This is a genomic window from Stutzerimonas xanthomarina DSM 18231 (genome assembly GCF_900129835.1).
GTDB classification, from domain to species: Bacteria; Pseudomonadota; Gammaproteobacteria; order Pseudomonadales; family Pseudomonadaceae; genus Stutzerimonas; species Stutzerimonas xanthomarina.
On the sequence record NZ_FQXA01000005.1, the window covers coordinates 67,879 to 87,149 of the forward strand.

18 protein-coding genes are annotated in these 19,271 nt (G+C 60.4%); 14 read left to right on the forward strand and 4 right to left on the reverse strand.

What is annotated here, in order from left to right; all coding sequences use genetic code 11:
* Positions 1–279 precede the first annotated feature (279 nt).
* From BUE09_RS13780 to BUE09_RS13810, 7 genes are all read left to right on the forward strand, one after another.
* Positions 280–1,029, forward strand: a complete 750-nt coding sequence (locus tag BUE09_RS13780) for an electron transfer flavoprotein subunit beta/FixA family protein (protein ID WP_045425680.1) — start codon at positions 280–282, stop codon at positions 1,027–1,029.
* Positions 1,030–1,959, forward strand: coding sequence for an electron transfer flavoprotein subunit alpha/FixB family protein (locus BUE09_RS13785; protein ID WP_073301502.1), 930 nt, complete (start codon positions 1,030–1,032; stop codon positions 1,957–1,959).
* A gap of 128 nt (positions 1,960–2,087) precedes the next feature.
* Complete coding sequence (locus BUE09_RS13790) at positions 2,088–2,912, forward strand: substrate-binding periplasmic protein (protein WP_073301503.1); 825 nt, start codon at positions 2,088–2,090, stop codon at positions 2,910–2,912.
* 49 nt (positions 2,913–2,961) lie between these two features.
* Positions 2,962–3,273: a DUF4398 domain-containing protein gene (locus BUE09_RS13795; protein WP_417777284.1), complete on the forward strand. Its 312-nt coding sequence runs from the start codon at positions 2,962–2,964 to the stop codon at positions 3,271–3,273.
* Positions 3,270–4,076, forward strand: a complete 807-nt coding sequence (locus BUE09_RS13800) for an OmpA family protein (RefSeq protein WP_073301505.1) — start codon at positions 3,270–3,272, stop codon at positions 4,074–4,076. Before BUE09_RS13795 ends, BUE09_RS13800 begins: the two co-directional genes overlap by 4 nt.
* A gap of 111 nt (positions 4,077–4,187) precedes the next feature.
* A complete protein-coding gene (locus BUE09_RS13805; protein WP_073301506.1) occupies positions 4,188–5,621 on the forward strand; it encodes an aminotransferase-like domain-containing protein in 1,434 nt (477 codons plus the stop codon).
* Between the two features lie 16 nt (positions 5,622–5,637).
* Positions 5,638–6,144, forward strand: a complete 507-nt coding sequence (locus tag BUE09_RS13810; protein ID WP_073301507.1) for a hypothetical protein — start codon at positions 5,638–5,640, stop codon at positions 6,142–6,144.
* Positions 6,145–6,159: 15 nt separating this feature from the next.
* Here BUE09_RS13810 and BUE09_RS13815 read toward each other — a convergent pair whose 3' ends face one another.
* Together BUE09_RS13815 and BUE09_RS13820 are read right to left on the reverse strand one after the other, a co-directional pair.
* A complete protein-coding gene (locus BUE09_RS13815; protein ID WP_073301508.1) occupies positions 6,160–8,739 on the reverse strand; it encodes a bifunctional diguanylate cyclase/phosphodiesterase in 2,580 nt (859 codons plus the stop codon).
* Positions 8,740–8,879: 140 nt separating this feature from the next.
* Positions 8,880–9,047 carry a DUF2897 family protein gene (locus tag BUE09_RS13820; protein ID WP_073301509.1) on the reverse strand — a complete coding sequence of 56 codons (168 nt, stop codon included), beginning with the start codon at positions 9,045–9,047 and terminating at the stop codon, positions 8,880–8,882.
* A 161-nt stretch (positions 9,048–9,208) separates the two neighbouring features.
* Between BUE09_RS13820 and pyrF the strand changes: the two genes are divergently transcribed.
* The gene (pyrF, locus tag BUE09_RS13825) at positions 9,209–9,904 is read left to right on the forward strand and encodes an orotidine-5'-phosphate decarboxylase (RefSeq protein WP_073301510.1); all 696 of its coding nucleotides are present in this window, start codon (positions 9,209–9,211) and stop codon (positions 9,902–9,904) included.
* 47 nt (positions 9,905–9,951) lie between these two features.
* Here pyrF and BUE09_RS13830 read toward each other — a convergent pair whose 3' ends face one another.
* Complete coding sequence (locus tag BUE09_RS13830) at positions 9,952–10,956, reverse strand: NADP-dependent oxidoreductase (RefSeq protein WP_073301511.1); 1,005 nt, start codon at positions 10,954–10,956, stop codon at positions 9,952–9,954.
* Positions 10,957–11,169: 213 nt separating this feature from the next.
* Here BUE09_RS13830 and BUE09_RS13835 point away from each other — a divergent pair, with 213 nt between their 5' ends.
* Positions 11,170–11,931, forward strand: a complete 762-nt coding sequence (locus BUE09_RS13835; RefSeq protein ID WP_073301512.1) for an SDR family oxidoreductase — start codon at positions 11,170–11,172, stop codon at positions 11,929–11,931.
* A 553-nt stretch (positions 11,932–12,484) separates the two neighbouring features.
* Here BUE09_RS13835 and BUE09_RS13840 read toward each other — a convergent pair.
* Complete coding sequence (locus tag BUE09_RS13840) at positions 12,485–13,672, reverse strand: benzoate/H(+) symporter BenE family transporter (RefSeq protein WP_073301513.1); 1,188 nt, start codon at positions 13,670–13,672, stop codon at positions 12,485–12,487.
* A 304-nt stretch (positions 13,673–13,976) separates the two neighbouring features.
* Here BUE09_RS13840 and fliE point away from each other — a divergent pair, with 304 nt between their 5' ends.
* Genes fliE through fliI form a run of 5 tightly spaced genes read left to right on the forward strand, consistent with a single transcriptional unit; the run spans position 13,977 to position 19,269 of the window.
* Positions 13,977–14,306: a flagellar hook-basal body complex protein FliE gene (fliE, locus tag BUE09_RS13845; protein ID WP_073301514.1), complete on the forward strand. Its 330-nt coding sequence runs from the start codon at positions 13,977–13,979 to the stop codon at positions 14,304–14,306.
* 15 nt (positions 14,307–14,321) lie between these two features.
* Positions 14,322–16,106, forward strand: coding sequence for a flagellar basal-body MS-ring/collar protein FliF (gene fliF, locus BUE09_RS13850; protein WP_073301515.1), 1,785 nt, complete (start codon positions 14,322–14,324; stop codon positions 16,104–16,106).
* Positions 16,099–17,115: a flagellar motor switch protein FliG gene (gene fliG, locus BUE09_RS13855; protein WP_029404681.1), complete on the forward strand. Its 1,017-nt coding sequence runs from the start codon at positions 16,099–16,101 to the stop codon at positions 17,113–17,115. The genes fliF and fliG overlap by 8 nt, the downstream gene beginning before the upstream one ends.
* Before the next feature lie 17 nt (positions 17,116–17,132).
* Entirely contained in the window at positions 17,133–17,921 is a 789-nt protein-coding gene (gene fliH, locus BUE09_RS13860) for a flagellar assembly protein FliH (RefSeq protein WP_073301516.1), read from the forward strand.
* Positions 17,911–19,269 (forward strand): flagellar protein export ATPase FliI, encoded by a 1,359-nt coding sequence (gene fliI, locus BUE09_RS13865; protein ID WP_073301517.1) that lies wholly within the window; start codon positions 17,911–17,913, stop codon positions 19,267–19,269. Before fliH ends, fliI begins: the two co-directional genes overlap by 11 nt.
* The last annotated feature ends 2 nt before the right edge of the window (positions 19,270–19,271 follow it).

A 19,271-nucleotide genomic window follows, 5' to 3' on the forward strand; every position in this document is an offset into this window, starting at 1 on the left:
GATCGTATCCCTGACCAAGCCGAGCTGCCGCATTATATATAGACGCCCGAAAGGGTCCAATACAAACGTTTGTTTGAATTTCTCTCAAGCCTGATAGAATCCGGAAACAGCGGCTTATGACGGGTCATTTGCGTTGTTGACCCCAGCTGTTGCCTGCAGTCAAGATACAGGCAGTTTTGTGCTCGCCGAACAGGTCCGAAGGCTAAGGCAGCCCGGTCCTTGAGCATGGCTCGGTTCGCCTCGGCGAAATTCTATTCACCGGAGAGTAACGAGGAATCCATGAAGATTCTTGTAGCTGTCAAACGAGTGGTCGATTACAACGTCAAGGTTCGCGTCAAGGCGGACAACTCCGGCGTCGACCTCGCCAACGTCAAAATGTCGATGAACCCCTTCTGCGAAATCGCTGTGGAAGAAGCCGTACGCCTGAAAGAAAAAGGCGTGGCGAGCGAGATCGTTGTCGTATCCATCGGTCCGACCGCTGCCCAGGAGCAGCTGCGCACCGCGCTGGCGCTGGGTGCTGATCGCGCCGTGCTGGTCGAGTCCAGCGAAGAACTCAATTCCCTGGCCGTCGCCAAGCTTCTGAAGGCTGTAGTCGACAAGGAGCAGCCGCAGCTGGTGATCCTTGGCAAACAGGCCATCGACAGCGACAACAACCAGACCGGACAGATGCTGGGTGCACTGACCGGATTCGCTCAGGGCACTTTCGCTTCGAAAGTCGAAGTGTCGGGCGATAAGGTAAACGTCGAACGGGAAATCGACGGCGGCGCGCAAACCGTTGCGCTGAATCTGCCGGCAATCGTGACCACCGACCTGCGCCTGAACGAGCCGCGCTACGCGTCGCTGCCGAACATCATGAAGGCCAAGAAGAAGCCGCTGGAAGTGCTGACGCCGGACGCGCTGGGCGTAACCACCACTTCCACCGTGAAGACCCTGAAAGTCGAAGCGCCTGCTGCACGCAGCGCGGGTATCAAGGTCAAGTCGGTGGCTGAATTGGTCGAGAAACTGAAGAACGAGGCGAAGGTAATCTAAATGACTATCCTGGTTATCGCTGAACACAACAATGCCGTTCTGGCTGCGGCCACCCTGAACACCGTGGCTGCAGCCAAGGCGATCGGCGGCGACATTCACGTGCTGGTTGCGGGCGCCGGGTGCGCTGCTATCGGTGAGGCGGCTGCCAAGATCGAAGGCGTATCCAAGGTATTGGTCGCCGACGACGCTGCCTACGCCAACCAGCTGCCGGAAAACGTTGCACCACTGATTGCTGATCTGGCCAAGAACTACAGCCACGTGCTGGCTGCTGCCACTACCAACGGCAAGAACTTCCTGCCGCGCGTAGCCGCCAAGCTGGACGTTGATCAGATCTCGGAAATCATCGCTGTCGAAAGCGCAGACACCTTCAAGCGTCCGATCTATGCCGGTAACGCCATTGCCACCGTGCAATCCAGCGCGGCGATCAAAGTCATCACCGTGCGTGCCACTGGTTTTGATCCGGTCAATGCTGAAGGCGGATCGGCGGCTGTCGAGCAAGTTTCCGGTACTGGCGATGCGGGCGTTTCCGCGTTCGTAGGTGAAGAACTGGCCAAGTCTGATCGTCCCGAGCTGACAGCTGCGAAGATCGTCGTCTCCGGTGGTCGCGGTATGCAGAACGGTGACAACTTCAAGCACCTCTACTCGCTGGCCGACAAGCTCGGTGCCGCCGTTGGCGCATCGCGCGCGGCGGTCGATGCCGGCTTCGTGCCGAACGACATGCAGGTCGGCCAGACCGGCAAGATCGTTGCACCGCAGCTGTATATCGCGGTGGGCATCTCCGGTGCGATCCAGCACCTGGCGGGCATGAAGGATTCCAAAGTGATCGTCGCGATCAACAAGGACGAAGAAGCGCCAATCTTCCAGGTCGCCGATTACGGCCTGGTGGGCGATTTGTTCGAAATCCTGCCGGAACTGGAGCAGCTCGTGTAACTGAGCCGCTTGGAAAAAACCCGCTCTCGCAGCGGGTTTTTTTATGGGCGCTTGGCTGCGCTGGCCAATGGTAAGATTCCGGCAGGCCCGAGAAGAAGCCTGCCCGATCCCGACCAACGAGGTTTTCCATGCGCTGTGCCGTTTTGCTGAAGTCCGCTTTGCTCGCCGTGTTGTTGGCAACACCCGTCGCAGCACACGCGGCGGCTGCAAAGTGTGATCGGCTGATCGCGACTGGCGGTGCAGACAACCCTCCTTTTCTTTGGCGCGATCCGCAGAATCCCAAGCGGCTCGTTGGAGCGAACGCTGATCTGCTGAAAAAGATCACCGACTCGCTCGACCTGAAGCTCGAAGTGCTCTACACCGGTGATGCGGGCGCAGCGCTGGAGCAGGTGCGCAGCGGGCGGGTCGATGTGCTGGCCGATGCGGTCCTGGCACCAAAGGAACTGGCCTATCTGGATTTCATCCATCCATCGATCACAGCCTTGCAGGTGTCCGCCTGGGTAGGTCAGAAGCCTGGCTTCCTCTATTCAGACCGGGGAGATCTGGCAGGTCGAACGGGCGCTTATGTGAAGGCTGAAGGCTATGGCAGTGCGTTCGAGCGCTATGCCAAGGAAAACCTTCGTTTACGTGCTGCTCCCAGTCTGGCCGAGGCCCTGAACAGGCTGTCGACGGGCAAGGCCGATTATGTCCTGCATGAGCGTTACAGTTTCATTGCATATGCCGCCCGACAAGGGCTTCTCGCTGATATCCAGCGCTTGGAGCCACCGGTGTTCAGTCGCGGTTTGCACTTTGCGGTCGCTCACGACTCGGCGTGTAACGGCCCGTGGCTCCGCGGACAGCTCGCGATAAAAATGACAGAATTGCGCGCCGCGGGGGTACCGCAGCAACTGCTGGTAGAGAACCTTGAACGCTGGAAACAGCAGCCAGCGCCGACCCGCAATTCGCAACGCTAGGACTCTTCACTTGATAAAACATCTTTGCGGCATGCTCATGCTTCTGGTGATGGCTGGCTGCGCCAGCGATCCTGCACCCACTGAACAGCTGCGGCTTACCGAACAGGCGCTGAACCAGGCACGCTCGGTGGGCGCTGCGGAGCAGACGCCGGAACTGACGCAGGCGGAGCAGAAATATACGGCTGCGGTCGCCGCGATGAAGGATGAGCGTTACCGAGAGGCACGTCTGCAGGCCGAGCAAGCCGAGCTTGATGCGCGGCTGGCAGAAGCTCGAGTTCTAAACGAGAAAAGTCAGCAGGAACTGGCGGAATTGCACCGCCGCATCGCGCGCTTGCGTGAACAGCTGGGAGCGTTGCAGTGAAACCGGCCTACTTGGTACCTGCAGTGCTGCTTGCGCTCGGTGCGCTTCAAGGTTGCGCAACGCGCGAGTCGCAACAGCAGCTGCAAGACGCATCGATGGCTCTTCAGAGCGTAAGTGAGGAACCACAAATCCTTCAGGATGCGCCCAAGGACGTGATGCGGGCGGGCGAGTCGCTGGACCGGGCCAAGCGGTTCGCCGACTACTGGGGCAGTGCAGAGGACGTCATTCATTACGCATACCTCAGCAAGCGTTATAGCGAGATTGCCCGCCAGCACAGCGAACAGCTACAGAACCAGCGGCGCGCGACCCAGCTGAACATGGAACGCGAGCGTTTGCGTGAGGCTGTACAGCAAGCCCGGATACTGGACATGCAACACCAGGGTCGCTGGTTGGAGGATCAGATGGTCAGCCTGGCAGCTGCCGAGACCGACCGCGGTCTGGTCATGACCCTTGGGGATGTGTTGTTCAGACCGTCCAGTGCCGAACTGGGATCTTCGGCCAACCGCACGCTGCTCAAGGTCGTCCATTTTCTGCAGCTCAATCCCAAGCGGCGGGTCCGGATTGAAGGCTATACCGACAATCGGGGTGATAAGGCCGAGAACTTTGCATTGTCGAAGGCCCGTGCGCAGGTGGTGGGTGAGTTCATGCAAAGTCTCGGAGTCGATGCGGGACGCATCGAGGTGGTTGGCTATGGCGAGCAATATCGCGTTGCGGAAAACGCGTCGGCGCGCGGGCGCGCGCAGAATCGTCGCGTCGAGATCCTGTTTTCCGATGAGCAAGGACGGCTGAGTAACCCGCGCTGAAAAGATTCGATAGACGTAACTGACTGTGTCGCCGAGTTAAGCGGCAACTGTATTGGTCGTGCATAGCGGTGTTGTACTACTGTTATGGTTCAGTTGGCGGGAGCGGACGTTATGACCAATCTGTTGCTTTATCAGCGCATCGCACACCAGCTGGCGGACGATATTCGTCGAGGCGTGTACCGGCCGGGTGAGCGGGTGCCTTCGGTGCGCAAGATGAGCATGCAGCTGAACGTAAGTCACGCAACCGTTCTGCAGGCCTATGCCAATCTCGAAGACCAAGGGATGATCCGTGCCCGTCCACAGTCGGGGTTTTACGTGCATCACACCCCTGCATTGACCGCCCCTACGCCGGACATCGCTCAGGTCGAACGACCAACGCTGGTCACCCGCAGCAGCATTATCAATCAGGTGCTCAGTGAGTCACGCCGTGACGGGCTCATACCGTTGGGCGCTGCCGTACCGCACGTAGATTATTTGCCCGTCCGTGCATTGCATCAGCAGCTTGCCAAGGTCACTCGCTTCCAGAGCCAGCAGGCGTTCACCTACATGTTCAGCCCCGGTTATGAGCCGCTGCGTCGACAGGTGGCGATTCGCATGCGCGACGCGGGTGTGGTCGTCGGGCCTGACGAAGTGGTGATCACGCACGGCTGTGTCGATGCGTTACAGATGTCCTTGCGCGTGCTGACCAAACCCGGCGATTTGATCGCAGCGGAATCGCCCAGCTACTACGGCTTGCTTCAACTGGCCGATTTGCTCGGGCTCAAGGTGATCGAGATTCCCTGCGATCCGGATACCGGGCTTAGCCTCGAGGCGTTGCAGCTCGCGGCTAGCCAGTGGCCGATCAAGGCGCTCGTGCTGACGGCGCGTTTGAGCAATCCCCTCGGTGGCAGCATCCCCGACGGGCGGCAGAAGCAGTTATTGAAACTGGCGGCGAATTTCGACATTCAGATTGTCGAAGATGATATCTATGGCGAGTTATTGTTCGACGTAGGGGCGATCCGGGCGCTCAAGTCCAATGACACCGAGGGGCGAGTGATTTATTGCTCGAGCTTCTCAAAGACCCTTTCGCCGGGTGTGCGTATCGGCTGGATACTGCCAGGCCGATACCGCGAGGAGGTAAAACGTCTGCAGACCTTCAGTACGCATTCGGCCTGCAGCGTCACGCAGATGGGCGTTGCGGCGTATCTTGAAAACGGGGGGTACGATCGCCATCTGCGTTACATTCGCCACGAGTATCGGAAGAATCTCAGCGCTTTCCAGCTTGCCGTGCAGCGCTACTTCCCAGAGGGCACGCAGATGACTCGGCCGACGGGCGGGTTCATTCTCTGGGTCAGCTTGCCGGCTCGGGTGAATACCAAGGAGCTGCACGTCCAGGCGTTGAAGCGGGGGATCAGCATCGCGCCGGGCCTGATTTTCAGCAACACTCAGCAGTTCAATCACTGTGTGCGGCTCAACTGCGCGCTGCCCTGGACGGCCGAGGCGGAGCGAGCGTTGAAGACCTTAGGTGAGCTTGCGGGGGAGCTTTGCCGACAATGCGATAAATGACGAGGAGGGCGGGAAAATGAGGTGGCTGATGTTAATAGGGCTGTCGCTACTTGCCGCCTGTGATGAGGTTCCGAACCAGCCTAAGCCTCCCACGCCGCCAAAGATCGCCGTTTCTCCGCCTGACGCCGCTGCGCCGGTAGAAGCCGAGCCCAGGCTAGATGTGCCGGACAGTTTGGAAAATATCGAGATCGAGAATGAGTCGGCCCTGGCAGGGTCTCCCGATCCGCTATCGACTGATCCCGTTGCACCTGCGCCAAAGACCAAGCCTTCTACCTCGGAGCCCAAGGCCGCGGTGGAAAAGGTCAAACTGCCCGAGCCGGATCTCGACCTGAGCCTTCCGGAGGATTGGGCCGAAGATCTCGAGCCAGCTGACGAGCCGAGGTCCCTGAGTCTCCTCCCACCGCTGTTCGAGTCCAGCCAGAGTTCTCGCTCGCTGCACATGAGCGGCGAGCTATTGCCTGGAACGGCCCAGGACGAAGCCCTTATCGATGGGGCGCAGATCAATTTTGAGCTCAAACGTTGAACCGCTGCTGCTGGATTATTGTTTCGTCTCGTCGCGCGGGCGCGTGCTGTTGAGCAATGCGTTAAGTTCCGTGGCTGGCAGCGGATGGCTCATGTGAAACCCTTGCAGTTCGCTACAGCCGTCGGCGAGCAGCAAATTCAGCTGTTCCAGCGTTTCCACACCTTCCGCGGTGACACGCATGCGCAGGCCATGGCCAAGATCGATCAAGGCTTTGACGATTGAATGGCTTTCATTTGAATGAGACATCCCGGTAACGAAGCTGCCGTCGATCTTGATCATGTCAAACGGGTATTTACGTAGGTTGCTCAGCGACGAGTAGCCGGTACCGAAATCATCCATTGCAAGCCGCAAACCGAGCGATTTCAAGCGATTGAGCACACCCAGTGTGCTCTCGTTCTCCTGCAGCAATGCGGTTTCAGTAATCTCCAGCTCCAGGCGGTTTGCGGGCAGACCGCTATCCCCGAGTGCACTGACAATCATCTGGTACAAATCGCCAACGCGCAGTTGCAGCGGCGAAAGATTGACCGACACGACCAGGTCATCAGCCCAACTTGCCGCCTCGAAGCAGGCCTCGCGCAGCACCCACTCGCCCAGCTGCACGATCAGCCCGGTTTCCTCTGCGAGCGGAATGAAGTGTTCAGGTAGCAGCAGGCCCCGGCTGGGGTGGTGCCAGCGCAGCAAGGCTTCGGCACCGTTGATGCTCATGTCTTTGCTCAGGTAGCGGGGCTGGTAATAGGCTTCGAACTGGCCTTCGGCGATTGCCTGACGCAGCTCGTCCTCCCGGTTACGCCTTTCATGCAGTCGTTTGTCCATCTCGCTGCCATAGAAGCACCAGGTACCACGCCCGTTGGCCTTGGCCTGGTACAGCGCAATATCGGCGCACCGCAGCAGTTCGCTAGCCTGGCTGGCATCGGTCGGCGCCACGGCGATTCCCACGCTGGCGCCGATATGGATCAGCTTGTCTTCATAGCTGAATGGCTCGCTGATGGCTCCGACAACGCGGGCACAGAGCATTTCGATATCTTCGTTGTGTTGCAGACGGCTCATTACCATGACGAACTCGTCGCCGCCCAGGCGGGCGACCAGATCGTCACCTCTGATGCACTGCTTCAGGCGATTGGCGACGCCGATGAGGACTTCGTCGCCGGCGCCGTGACCGAGGGTATCGTTCACCGGCTTGAAGCGATCCAGGTCGATATAGAGAACGCTCAGCCGCGACGCGGTAGTCAGTGAGTTGAGCTTGCCTTCGAGGTAGTCGCGTAACCGGTTGCGGTTGGGTAAGCCAGTCAAGGCATCGTGCTGAGACATATACTGGACCCGCGCCTGAGCCTTGGTCTCCTCGGTGACATCGCTGGCGGTGCCTCGATATCCGAGCAGCCGGCCATCATCACGAATTTCGCGAGCGGATAAGCGGCAATGGCGCACGCCCCCATCAGCGGCGTGATAGCTGCAACGCAGCGGCACGCTGTGTTTACCGCTCAGCCAGTCCTGCAGCGCGGCGTGATCGGTGACCAGCAGGTCGATCAGCGGGCGGCCGATCCAGGTCGCAGGCGCATGCCCGGTAATCTCCTGAAAGCGGGCCGACAAATAGGTCAATTGGGCGTTCTGGTCCGTTTCCCATATCCAGTCGGAAGCGGCTTCTGCCACGTCACGAAAGCGTTCCTCGCTGGCCGCCAGCGCGGTGCGGCTGCTCGCCAGGCGCTTGTAGCCTGCATCCATGATACGTACGGTCTTGAGCGCCTGGCACAACAGCAGCCAGGCCAGCAGGCCAAGCCCGAGGGTTACGGCGCCGAGTACCGGTAGTGTCATCCACAGCAGATATTCGCCGGGCTGGGACGCGCTCCAGATAAAGCGCACCGGAGAGCCGTCGAGCCTGATCAGCTCGGTCAGCGCGCCGTCGATGCGCTCGCTGCTATCGTCCACGCGAAGCCCTTCAACGGCATACGCTTCGCCTAGCTCAAGGAGTCGGTTGGAGTCCAACAGGTCAACGAAGACCAGTACCGAGGCCGGGCCGGGGTGCTCTTCGATATCGCTGCCGCCGGTTGTCATCACCGCAGCAGTCGCCATGGCCGGATGTCCTTCGGCGGTGAGTATGCCAGCGGAAGTCTCATCATCCTCGAGGGCGATCCGCGCATCGGCCAGCAGGTTCTGCAAACCGCTCTCGAGCCATTGCTGAGCGTCGACCTGAACGAGCTCACCGCGAACAACTGAGTAGGTGGTTTTGCCTTCCGAATCGATCACGAAAACGGCGTCATAGCCAAAGTCTGCGTAAAGAGAGGGGCCCAGGTTTTCCTGTTCGTATGCCCAGTTCAGATTTACCCGACTGCTCAGATTGGCATAGGCGTCGCCCCAGAAGGCGTTGTCCGCCACGTGTCGGCTCATGCCGCGCCGGTGCGCTTCAAATGCCTTGCCCGTCAGAAAATGCTCCCGCACAAGCGCATCACTGTCGATGGTCCTGGCGATCTGGATAACCGCAACGGCAGCTGCCAGCAGCGCAACCGCCAACAGGCAGGCAATGCCAGGCAGGGTGCGACGAGCGAAGGCGCTTTTGACGTTGGGATCGATGTTATCGGTGGGCTGGCGCGATGCTGACATTCAATCATCCCGTAAAGAGGACGGATGATCGCTTGGTTTATGGCTAAAGGCCATCTTTTGTCTCCAGTTCAGCGCTTTTCTGGACGCGCGGTCAGCAGATGCCAAGCATCAGTGGATGCGGCGCTAAACCCGGGCTGGGCTCAGCGATCCCGAGCGTCTTGGGCGTCTGCTTCAGCGTTGCGCTGAGCAATGCGCTGTTTTTGCTCTTCGGTCAGAGGGATCTTGCGCGCACCCGCGCGCAACATCAGCAGGCCGCCGATGACCGTGCCAATGACGAGAGCCAGCAAAAGCCAGATATACCAGGGCATGGACTTCTCCAGTAGCTTGATCTGTATGCATACCACCTTACGCCGGGCAGCATTGTGAAGCCATACCGGTGCACCACAGTGTGGCGAGCTTCGCTTGAGCGGCTCCGCTCGGCCGTTGTTTTTCTGCGACAATGCGCGCCGAATTTTGCCGAGGACTTGCCATGCCCTGCCAGACGCCGATTATCGTTGCGCTCGACTTTCCCTCCCGTGATGCTGCGCTGGCACTGGCCGGGCAGCTGGACCCGGCGTTGTGTCGCGTCAAGGTTGGCAAGGAGCTGTTCACCCGCTGCGGCCCGCCAGTAGTTGAGGCGTTGCAGGCTAAGGGGTTCGAGGTGTTTCTCGACCTGAAATTCCATGACATTCCGAATACTACGGCGATGGCCGTAAAGGCTGCTGCGGAACTGGGCGTGTGGATGGTGAACGTACATTGCTCGGGTGGCCTGCGGATGATGGCCGCCTGCCGGGAGACTTTGGATAAGCTGAGCGGGCAAAAGCCTCTGCTCATCGGCGTGACAGTGTTGACCAGCATGGAGCAGGCTGACCTGGCGGATATCGGGCTGGATCTGCAACCGCAGCAGCAGGTATTGCGGCTCGCGGGTCTGGCCGAAAAGGCTGGACTGGATGGGTTGGTCTGCTCGGCTCAGGAGGCGCAACCACTGAAGGCACAGTTCGCCGGCCTGCAGCTGGTGACGCCGGGCATTCGTCCCGCCGGCAGCGCAGCGGATGATCAGCGGCGCATTCTGACGCCCTCGCAGGCCATTCAGGCAGGTTCTGATTACCTGGTGATTGGCCGCCCAATCGCTCAGGCCGCCGACCCGGCTCAAGCGCTGGCGGCGGTCGTTGCAGAACTGGCCTGATCGAATAGCCGGTCGCCATCGTAGCGACCGGCTTCTCTGCTGCCCGCTTAGCTGACCTTCAACACCAGCTTGCCGAAGTTACCGCCGGTGAACAGCTTCATCAGTGTCTCAGGGAAGGTTTCCAGCCCTTCGACGATGTCTTCCTTGCTCTTCAGCTCGCCGCTTTGCATCCAGCCTGCCATGTCTTTCATGGCTTCTGGATAGCGTGAAACGTAGTCCATCACCACCATGCCCTGCATCCTTGCGCGATTGACCAGCAGCGACAGGTAGTTGGCCGGTCCCTTGACCGCTTCCTTGTTGTTGTACTGGCTGATGGCGCCGCAGATGACGATGCGCGCGCCAACAGCAATACGCGTCAGCACCGCGTCGAGAATGTCGCCGCCGACATTGTCGAAATAGACGTCAACGCCTTTCGGGCATTCGCGCTTCAGGCCAGCGGCTACGTCTTCGCTCTTGTAATCGATGGCCGCGTCGAAACCGAGCTCTTCGGTAAGAAAGCGGCACTTGTCCGCGCCGCCGGCAATCCCGACCACGCGACAGCCTTTGATCTTCGCGATCTGGCCCGCGACGCTGCCAACCGCGCCTGCTGCGCCTGAGATCACCACGGTTTCGCCGGCTTTCGGCTCGCCTACCGACAGCAGCCCGAAGTAGGCGGTCATACCCGTCATGCCTAGCGCAGACAGGTAGCGAGGCAGCGGCGCCTGGTTCGGATCGACCTTGTAAAAGCCTTTCGGCTCACCGAGGAAGTAGTCCTGCACGCCCAGCGCGCCATTGACGTAATCTCCTTCGGCGAACCCGGGGTGTTGGGAGGCGATGACCTTGCCGACGCCCAAGGCTCGCATCACCTCGCCAATTCCGACCGGGGGAATGTAGGACTTGGCATCGTTCATCCAGCCCCGCATGGCTGGGTCTAGCGACAGGTACTCGTTCTTCACCAGTATCTGGTTCGGGCCGAGTTCGCCCAGCGGTTTTTCCGCGAATTCGAAGGTTTCGCGGTTAGGTGCGCCAACCGGGCGCTTGGCCAGCAGAAACTGGCGATTGGTCTTGTCCATGGAAACCTCTTGTGTGTGCAAACCCTTGGTTTAGCCTCCCTGAAGCAGCACCGCAAGCAAGGCGGCCGCGCTGGAATGCATTGGCATCCGCGCGAGTGATATCGCCAGCTACCGCTTAAGCGGATCACGCGATGGCGGTATAACCATGACCAGCATATGGCTTGCAGTCACATTCGGACTGGCGCCTTCTTTCAATTGATCAGGGTATCTAGCATGAGCATGTGTTTTTCCGGTCAGGTCGCATTGGTTACCGGCGGTGCCGCGGGCATCGGCCGCGCGACGGCACTGGCGTTTGCCGAGCAGGGGCTGAAGGTGGTGGTGGCCGATGTGGATGAAGCGGGTGGGGCTGCATGCGCTGAGGCAATTCGTGAGACCGGCGGCGAGGCGGTATTCGTGCGCTGTGACGTCACCCGCGACGCAGAGGTCAAGGCGATGATCGAGCAGGCGGTGGCGGCCTTTGGTCGCATCGACTATGCATTCAACAATGCTGGAATCGAAATCGAACAGGGGCGCCTGGCCGAAGGCAGTGAAGCCGAGTTCGACGCGATCATGGGGGTTAACGTCAAAGGGGTCTGGCTGTGCATGAAACACCAATTACCGCTGATGCTCGCGCAGGGCAGCGGCGCCATCGTCAACACGGCGTCGGTGGCAGGTCTCGGGGCGGCACCGAAGATGAGCATTTATTCGGCGTCCAAGCATGCGGTTATTGGTCTGACCAAGTCAGCGGCCATTGAATACGCCAAGAAGAAGATCAGGGTCAACGCGGTCTGCCCCGCGGTGATCGATACCGACATGTTTCGTCGTGCTTATGAGGCGGATCCGCGTAAGGCGGAGTTCGCGGCAGCCATGCATCCAGTCGGTCGCGTAGGTAAGGTCGAGGAAATTGCTGCTGCTGTGCTCTATCTCTGCAGCGATGCTGCGGCCTTTACCACCGGCCATGCACTGGCGGTGGATGGCGGAGCGACGGCAATCTAGCGGCGCCGAAACCTGTAGGAGCCGTCTCGACCGCGAAAGGCGGCAGCATTGAGTAGCAAGATCGCGATCAAGATCGCTCCCACGGGTGAGGCTACGGCGGCGGGGCTGGGCTTTTGTGGGAACGGTCTCGACCGCGAATGAGGCGGTATCGCAGCAAAGAGATCGCGATCAAGATCGCTCCCACGGGTGAGGCTACGGCGGCGGGGCTGGGTTTTTGTGGGAGCGGTCTCGACCGCGAAAGGCGGCGGCATTGAGTAGAAAGATCGCGGTCAAGACCGCTCCCACGGGTGAGGCAACGGCGGCGGGGCTGGGTTTTTGTGGGAGCGGTCTCGACCGCGAAAGGCGGCGGCATTGAGTAAAAAGATCGCGGTCAAGACCGCTCCCACGGGTGAGGCTACGGCGGCGGGGCAGGGTTTCTGTGGGAGCGGTCTCGACCGCGAAAGAGGCGGTATCGCAGCAGAGAGATCGGATCAAGATCGCTCCCTCAAGATCACTCCCTTAAATTAACCACTCACAATCCTCCTAGTCAGGTAGTCGAATCCAATCTCGTTCCTCAGGCCCGCTTGTTGAGTATTGCCAACGTCAGCCCGCCCGCAATCAACCCCCAGAGCGCCGCCCCTATGCCAAACAGCGTCAGCCCCGACGCCGTTACCATGAAAGTTATTAACGCCGCATCGCGCTCGTTGGGCTGTTGCATGGCCTGGGTCAGGCCTGAACCGATCGAGCCGAGCAAGGCCAGGGCGGCGATGGACAACACCAGCGCCGCCGGAAACGAGGCGAACAGCGCAGCCAGCGTGGCGCCGAAAATCCCTGCAATCCCGTAGAACACGCCGCACCAGATCGCCGCCGTATAGCGCCGGGATGAATCCGGGTGCGCCTCCGGCCCGCTGCAGATGGCCATGGTGATCGCCGCCAGGTGAATGCCGTGGGAGCCGAACGGAGCCAGCAACACCGAGGCAATGCCCGTCACCGATATCAATGGCGAGGCCGGCACCTGATAGCCCTCGGCGCGAAGTACGGCCAGCCCCGGCATGTTCTGCGAGGCCATGGCAATCACGAACAGCGGTATGCCAATGCTGAAGATGGCAGCGAGCGACAGGCTCGGCGTGGTCCAAACCGGCACGGCAATTTCCAGGCTCAGCTCACTGAAATTCAGCAGACCCATAATTGCCGACAGACCGCAGCCAATCAGTAGCGCAGCCAGCACGGCATAGCGGGGTTGAAAGCGCTTGGCGAGCAGATAGCTGAAAAACATGCCCAGCACCAGTACTGGCTGGACTTCAACAGCGCGGAATATTTCAATGCCGATGTTGAACAACACACCGGCCAGCAAGGCCGCGGCCAACGAGGAGGGCACCTTGCGCATCAGCCGTTCGAAGCTGCCTGTGATCCCGCAGAGCGCTATCAACGCTGAGGCAAAGATGAACGCGCCAATGGCTTCGCCATAGGGAACACTAGGCAGGCTACTGATCAGCAGCGCAGCGCCGGGCGTCGACCAGGCGATAACGACCGGCGTTCGGTAACGCAACGACAGCCCGACGCTGCAGATTGCCATGCCGATCGACAGTGACCAGATCCACGATGAGATCTGACCACTACTGAGCCCGGCAGCCTGTCCGGCCTGGAACATCAGCACCAGCGAACTGGTGTAGCCGGTCAGCATGGCGATGAAGCCCGCTACGACCGTAGAAGCCGAACTGTCCTTGAAGAATCGCTGAGGTGAGGCGGTGATTTCGGTCATCGTCGGCTTAGGGTCTGGTTTGAGCGGTGGATACGCAGGAGTGAGGGTTACCGACAAGTGAAGCGGTTAGCCTGCTTCGACTGGAACCGGTCGGCGCGGAAACGACAGGCTAGGACGTTGCGCGCATCGCGTCGCGATACAGCCAATGGCGCGATCAACGTAACAGTCACCGGCTCCATCTCAGCACCGTTCGTCCTCGCTTCCACGCTACACCGCAATCGTCGGGCGGACACTGGCACCGATGTTGCTATTACTCCTCTACCTGCTGCGAGGCGTCAAAAAAACCGCAACTGTTGGAGGAATGATGAGTCAGGGTATCGAATTCAATCGCTTGATGCTGGAAATGCGGGCCATGCAGACCGATGCAATGGCGCGTTCCAAGCCTGTGACGGCGGCCCCAGAAGTGGGCGCTCCAAGCTTTTCCGACATGCTCGGCCAGGCCGTCAATAAAGTGAACGAAACCCAGCAGGCTTCCAACCAGTTGGCCACCGCTTTCGAGATGGGCCAGGGTGGCATCGATCTGACCGAGGTCATGATCGCGTCGCAGAAGGCCAGCGTCTCCTTCCAGGCAATGACCCAGGTGCGCAACAAGCTGGTCCAGGCGTACCAAGACATCATGCAGATGCCGGTTTAAGGCAGGGTTTGAATAATGGCTGACGCGCTTAGCAAGGTTCCAGTGCCGGTTGCTTCGGAAGTCCCGAAGAAGCCCCTGTTGGGCCTGTCCTTTCTGGAAAACCTCTCCGAAATGTCGATGTTGCGGCAGATCGGCCTGCTGGTTGGTCTGGCTGCGAGCGTTGCCATCGGGTTTGCCGTGGTGCTCTGGTCACAGCAGCCGGACTACCGCCCGCTGCTGGGCAGCCTTGCCGGAATGGACGCCAACCAGGTGATGGAAACCTTGGCGGCTGCCGATATTTCATACACCGTCGAGCCCAATTCCGGCGCCTTGCTGGTCAGGGCGGACGACCTTGCGCGTGCGCGGCTGAAACTTGCCAGCGCCGGCATCGCCCAGACTGACAGCAACATCGGCTTTGAGATTCTCGACAAGGAGCAAGGCCTCGGCACCAGTCAGTTCATGGAAGCGACCCGCTATCGCCGTGGTCTCGAAGGTGAGCTGGGTCGTACCATTTCCAGCCTGAATAACGTCAAGGGCGCTCGCGTCCACCTGGCCATTCCGAAGAGTTCGGTGTTCGTCCGAGACGAGCGCAAGCCGAGTGCATCGGTTCTGGTCGAGCTGTATCCAGGGCGCAATCTCGAGCCAAGTCAGGTGATGGCCATCATCAACCTGGTCGCCACCAGCGTGCCTGAGCTGACCAAGTCACAGATCACCGTAGTCGACCAGAAAGGCAACCTGCTGTCCGACCAGCAAGGTCTCACCGAGCTGAGCATGGCCGGCAAGCAGTTCGACTACAGCCGGCGCATGGAAAGTCTTTATACCCAGCGCGTGCACAACATCCTGCAGCCGGTGCTGGGCAGCGGTCGTTACAAGGCCGAAGTGTCTGCTGATGTGGATTTCAGCGCGGTTGAGTCCACCTCCGAGACCTTCAACCCGGATCAACCGGCACTGCGCAGTGAGCAGAGTGTTAGCGAGCAGCGTCAGAGCAGCCTTGGTCCGCAGGGCGTACCTGGCGCGCTGAGCAATCAGCCACCGGGACCCGCGACTGCGCCGGAGAATGCTATGGCGGGCCAGGCCGCGGCGGGTGCCGTTGCGCCGGGGCAGCCATTGCTGGACGCCAACGGTCAGCAGGTCATGGATCCGGCAACAGGCCAACCGATGTTGGCGCCGTACCCCGCAGACAAGCGCGAACAGGCGACCCGCAACTATGAGTTGGACCGTTCGATCAGCTACACCAAGCAGCAGCAGGGACGTCTACGTCGGCTGTCGGTCGCCGTGGTGCTCGACGATCAGCTGACCGTTGCAGCTGATGGAACCACGACTCGGGTGCCGCGCACTGCCGATGAACTGGCGCGCTTCACCCGGCTGGTACAGGACGCGGTCGGTTTCGATGCGAGCCGTGGCGACAGCGTCAGCGTAATCAATGCGCCGTTTGCTGCTGATTCGCTCGACGAGACGTTCATCGAAATTCCGTTCTACTCGCAGCCGTGGTTCTGGGACATCGTCAAGCAGGTGCTCGGCGTCCTGTTCATCCTGGTGCTGGTGTTCGGCGTGCTCCGGCCCGTGCTGAACAACCTGACCAATGCGGGCAAGAGCAAGGAATTGCAAACAGTCGGTGGCGATGCAGAACTCGGTGACATGGAAGGCATAGACGGTGCGCTTTCCAGCGACCGCGTCAGCCTGAGCGGACCGCAGAGCATCATGCTGCCGAGCCCGACCGAGGGATACGATGCGCAATTGAATGCCATCAAGAATCTGGTAGCAGAGGACCCGGGCCGGGTGGCTCAGGTTGTCAAAGAGTGGATCAACGCAGATGAGTGATGCTCGAGTTCCCGTCAAGCTGAATAAAGTCGACAAGGCTGCGGTCCTGCTGCTCTCGCTGGGCGAGGCCGACGCCGCGCAGGTGCTGCGTCACCTCGGCCCGAAGGAAGTACAGAAGGTCGGCACGGCGATGGCGCAGCTGCGAAACGTGCAAAAAAACCAGATTGAACAGGTAATGGGCGAGTTCGTCGAGATTGTGGGCGACCAGACCAGCCTCGGGGTCGGTTCGGACGGCTACATCCGCAAGATGCTGACTCAGGCACTGGGTGAGGACAAAGCCGGTGGCCTGATCGACCGGATTCTGCTCGGCGGCAACACCAGCGGCCTGGACAGTCTCAAGTGGATGGAGCCGCGCGCGGTCGCTGACGTGATCCGCTACGAGCACCCGCAGATCCAGGCCATCGTGGTGGCGTATCTGGACCCAGACCAGGCGGGCGAGGTGCTTTCGCACTTCGACCACAAGGTGCGCCTCGACATCGTGCTGCGCGTGTCGTCGCTCAACACCGTGCAGCCGGCGGCGCTGAAGGAGCTGAACCTGATCCTCGAGAAACAATTCTCCGGCAACGCCAACACCACGCGGGCAACGCTGGGCGGTGTCAAGCGCGCCGCGGACATCATGAACTACCTCGACAGCTCCGTTGAAGGCCAGCTGATGGACGCCATTCGCGACGTCGACGAAGATCTGTCGTCGCAGATCGAAGATCTGATGTTCGTCTTCGACAATCTTGCCGATGTCGACGACCGGGGCATTCAAGTGCTGCTGCGCGAAGTATCCTCCGATGTGCTGGTTCTGGCGCTCAAGGGCGCCGATGAAGCGATCAAGGAGAAGGTCTTCAAGAACATGTCCAAGCGCGCCGGCGAATTGCTGCGTGACGATCTGGAAGCCAAGGGGCCGGTGCGCATCAGCGAAGTCGAAGGCGCGCAGAAGGAAATTCTCACTATCGCTCGCCGCATGGCCGAAGCCGGAGAAATCGTGCTCGGCGGCAAGGGCGGCGAGGAAATGGTCTAGCAAGGCGCAGAACCTGAATGTCCAAGGAAAACCCCAGCGATGTAATTCGCGCGAAAGACGTCAACATTTTCGATCGCTGGGCCTTGCCGAGCTTCGACCCTCTGGGTGCTGAGCCGGAGGACTCAGAGGTTGGCGAGGGGCCAGTTGAAGTCGAAGACTTGGCGCGCAGCGAAGACGTGCCGGTCGAGGAAGTCAAACCACTGACGCTCGACGAGCTCGAGGCGATTCGTCAGGAGGCTTACAACGAAGGCTTCAGTACTGGCGAGAAGGATGGCTTTCACGCCGGTCAGCTGAAGGCCAAGCAGGAGGCTGAGGCGGCCCTGACGCCCAGGCTGGAAAGCCTGGAAAAGCTGATGACGCAGCTGCTCGAACCCATCGCCGATCAGGATCGCAACCTCGAACACGCTATGGTCACGCTGGTCAGTCAGCTGGCTCGCGAGGTGATTCAGCGCGATCTGCTGATCGATTCCAGCCAAATCCGCCAGGTGCTGCGCGAAGCGCTCAAGCTGCTACCCATGGGCGCCAGCAACGTGCGCATCTATATAAACCCGCAAGATTTCGACTTGGTCAAGGCGCTGCGGGAGCGTCACGAAGAGGCTTGGAAGATAGTCGAGGACAGTGATCTGCTGCCCGGCGGCTGCCGGATCGAGACCGAGCAGAGCCGCATCGATGCCAGCATCGAGACGCGCCTGGGGCAAGCCATCAGTCAGCTGTTCGAACAGCAGCGTGAAAACGCCACCAGTCCACCCGAGGCCGACCTCCACCTGAATTTGAATCCGGACCTGGAAAAACCCGATGCGTCTTGAACGCACCAGCTTCGCCAAGCGCTTCGAAACCTACGGCCAGGCGATCAAGCTTCCCAGCCAACCGATCCTCGAGGGTCGGTTGTTGCGTATGGTCGGGTTGACGCTGGAAGCCGAAGGCTTGCGCGCTGCTGTCGGCAGTCGCTGTCTGGTGATCAACGAGGACAGCTACCACCCGACCCAGGTCGAAGCCGAGGTGATGGGGTTTTCCGGCGGCAAGCTCTACCTGATGCCGGTCGGCAGTCTCGCCGGTATCGCGCCTGGTGCACGGGTGGTGCCCTTGGCCAATACCGGTCGCTTGCCGATGGGTACTTCGATGCTGGGGCGCGTATTGGATGGCGCCGGCCGTGCACTGGACGGCAAGGGCGGAATGAAAGCGGAAGACTGGGTGCCGATGGACGGCCCGGTGATCAACCCGCTCAAACGCCACCCGATCAGCGAGCCGCTGGACGTCGGTATCCGCAGCATTAACGGCTTGCTCACCGTGGGGCGCGGTCAGCGTCTCGGCCTGTTTGCCGGCACCGGCGTCGGTAAGTCGGTCCTGCTTGGCATGATGACGCGCTTCACAGAGGCCGACATCATCGTTGTCGGGCTCATCGGCGAGCGTGGTCGGGAGGTGAAGGAATTCATTGAAAACATCCTCACCGAAGAAAGTATTAAGCGTTCGGTCGTTGTCGCATCGCCCGCTGACGATGCGCCACTGATGCGCCTGCGCGCGGCCATGTACTGCACGCGCATCGCCGAGTATTTCCGCGACAAGGGCAAGAACGTACTGCTGCTGATGGATTCGCTGACCCGCTTCGCCCAGGCCCAGCGCGAGATTGCCCTGGCCATTGGCGAGCCGCCCGCGACCAAGGGCTACCCACCCTCGGTGTTTGCCAAGCTGCCAAGCCTGGTGGAGCGCGCTGGCAACGCGGAAGAAGGCGGCGGCTCGATCACGGCCTTTTATACCGTCTTGTCCGAGGGTGACGACCAGCAAGATCCGATTGCCGATGCCGCGCGAGGCGTGCTGGATGGTCACTTTGTGTTGTCGCGCCGCTTGGCGGAGGAGGGGCATTACCCCGCAATCGACATCGAGGCCTCGATCAGCCGGGTCATGCCGCAGGTGGTCAGTGCCGAGCATATGCGCAATGCACAGCGCTTCAAGCAGCTCTGGTCGCGTTTTCAGCAGAGCCGCGACCTGATCAGCGTCGGTGCGTACGTACCGGGAGGCGATCCGGAAACCGACCTCGCCATCGCCCGGCAGGTGGAGATGGTTCGCTATCTTCGGCAGGGCCTGAACGAAGCCGAGCATTTGGCCCAGAGCGAAGCGCTGCTGGCCAGCGTATTCAATCCCAAGGCCGCAGGCTAATC

Coding starts and splice junctions, on each gene's coding strand:
- BUE09_RS13835 (WP_073301512.1), top strand. CDS start 11,170: ATGAGCATGTGTTTTTCCGGTCAGGTCGCATTGGTTACCGGCGGTGCC.
- fliG (WP_029404681.1), top strand. CDS start 16,099: ATGAGTGATGCTCGAGTTCCCGTCAAGCTGAATAAAGTCGACAAGGCT.
- BUE09_RS13785 (WP_073301502.1), top strand. CDS start 1,030: ATGACTATCCTGGTTATCGCTGAACACAACAATGCCGTTCTGGCTGCG.
- BUE09_RS13790 (WP_073301503.1), top strand. CDS start 2,088: ATGCGCTGTGCCGTTTTGCTGAAGTCCGCTTTGCTCGCCGTGTTGTTG.
- BUE09_RS13780 (WP_045425680.1), top strand. CDS start 280: ATGAAGATTCTTGTAGCTGTCAAACGAGTGGTCGATTACAACGTCAAG.
- fliI (WP_073301517.1), top strand. CDS start 17,911: ATGCGTCTTGAACGCACCAGCTTCGCCAAGCGCTTCGAAACCTACGGC.
- BUE09_RS13805 (WP_073301506.1), top strand. CDS start 4,188: ATGACCAATCTGTTGCTTTATCAGCGCATCGCACACCAGCTGGCGGAC.
- BUE09_RS13820 (WP_073301509.1), bottom strand. CDS start 9,047: ATGCCCTGGTATATCTGGCTTTTGCTGGCTCTCGTCATTGGCACGGTC.
- BUE09_RS13795 (WP_417777284.1), top strand. CDS start 2,962: ATGGCTGGCTGCGCCAGCGATCCTGCACCCACTGAACAGCTGCGGCTT.
- BUE09_RS13830 (WP_073301511.1), bottom strand. CDS start 10,956: ATGGACAAGACCAATCGCCAGTTTCTGCTGGCCAAGCGCCCGGTTGGC.
- fliF (WP_073301515.1), top strand. CDS start 14,322: ATGGCTGACGCGCTTAGCAAGGTTCCAGTGCCGGTTGCTTCGGAAGTC.
- BUE09_RS13815 (WP_073301508.1), bottom strand. CDS start 8,739: ATGTCAGCATCGCGCCAGCCCACCGATAACATCGATCCCAACGTCAAA.
- BUE09_RS13840 (WP_073301513.1), bottom strand. CDS start 13,672: ATGACCGAAATCACCGCCTCACCTCAGCGATTCTTCAAGGACAGTTCG.
- pyrF (WP_073301510.1), top strand. CDS start 9,209: ATGCCCTGCCAGACGCCGATTATCGTTGCGCTCGACTTTCCCTCCCGT.
- fliE (WP_073301514.1), top strand. CDS start 13,977: ATGAGTCAGGGTATCGAATTCAATCGCTTGATGCTGGAAATGCGGGCC.
- BUE09_RS13810 (WP_073301507.1), top strand. CDS start 5,638: ATGAGGTGGCTGATGTTAATAGGGCTGTCGCTACTTGCCGCCTGTGAT.
- fliH (WP_073301516.1), top strand. CDS start 17,133: ATGTCCAAGGAAAACCCCAGCGATGTAATTCGCGCGAAAGACGTCAAC.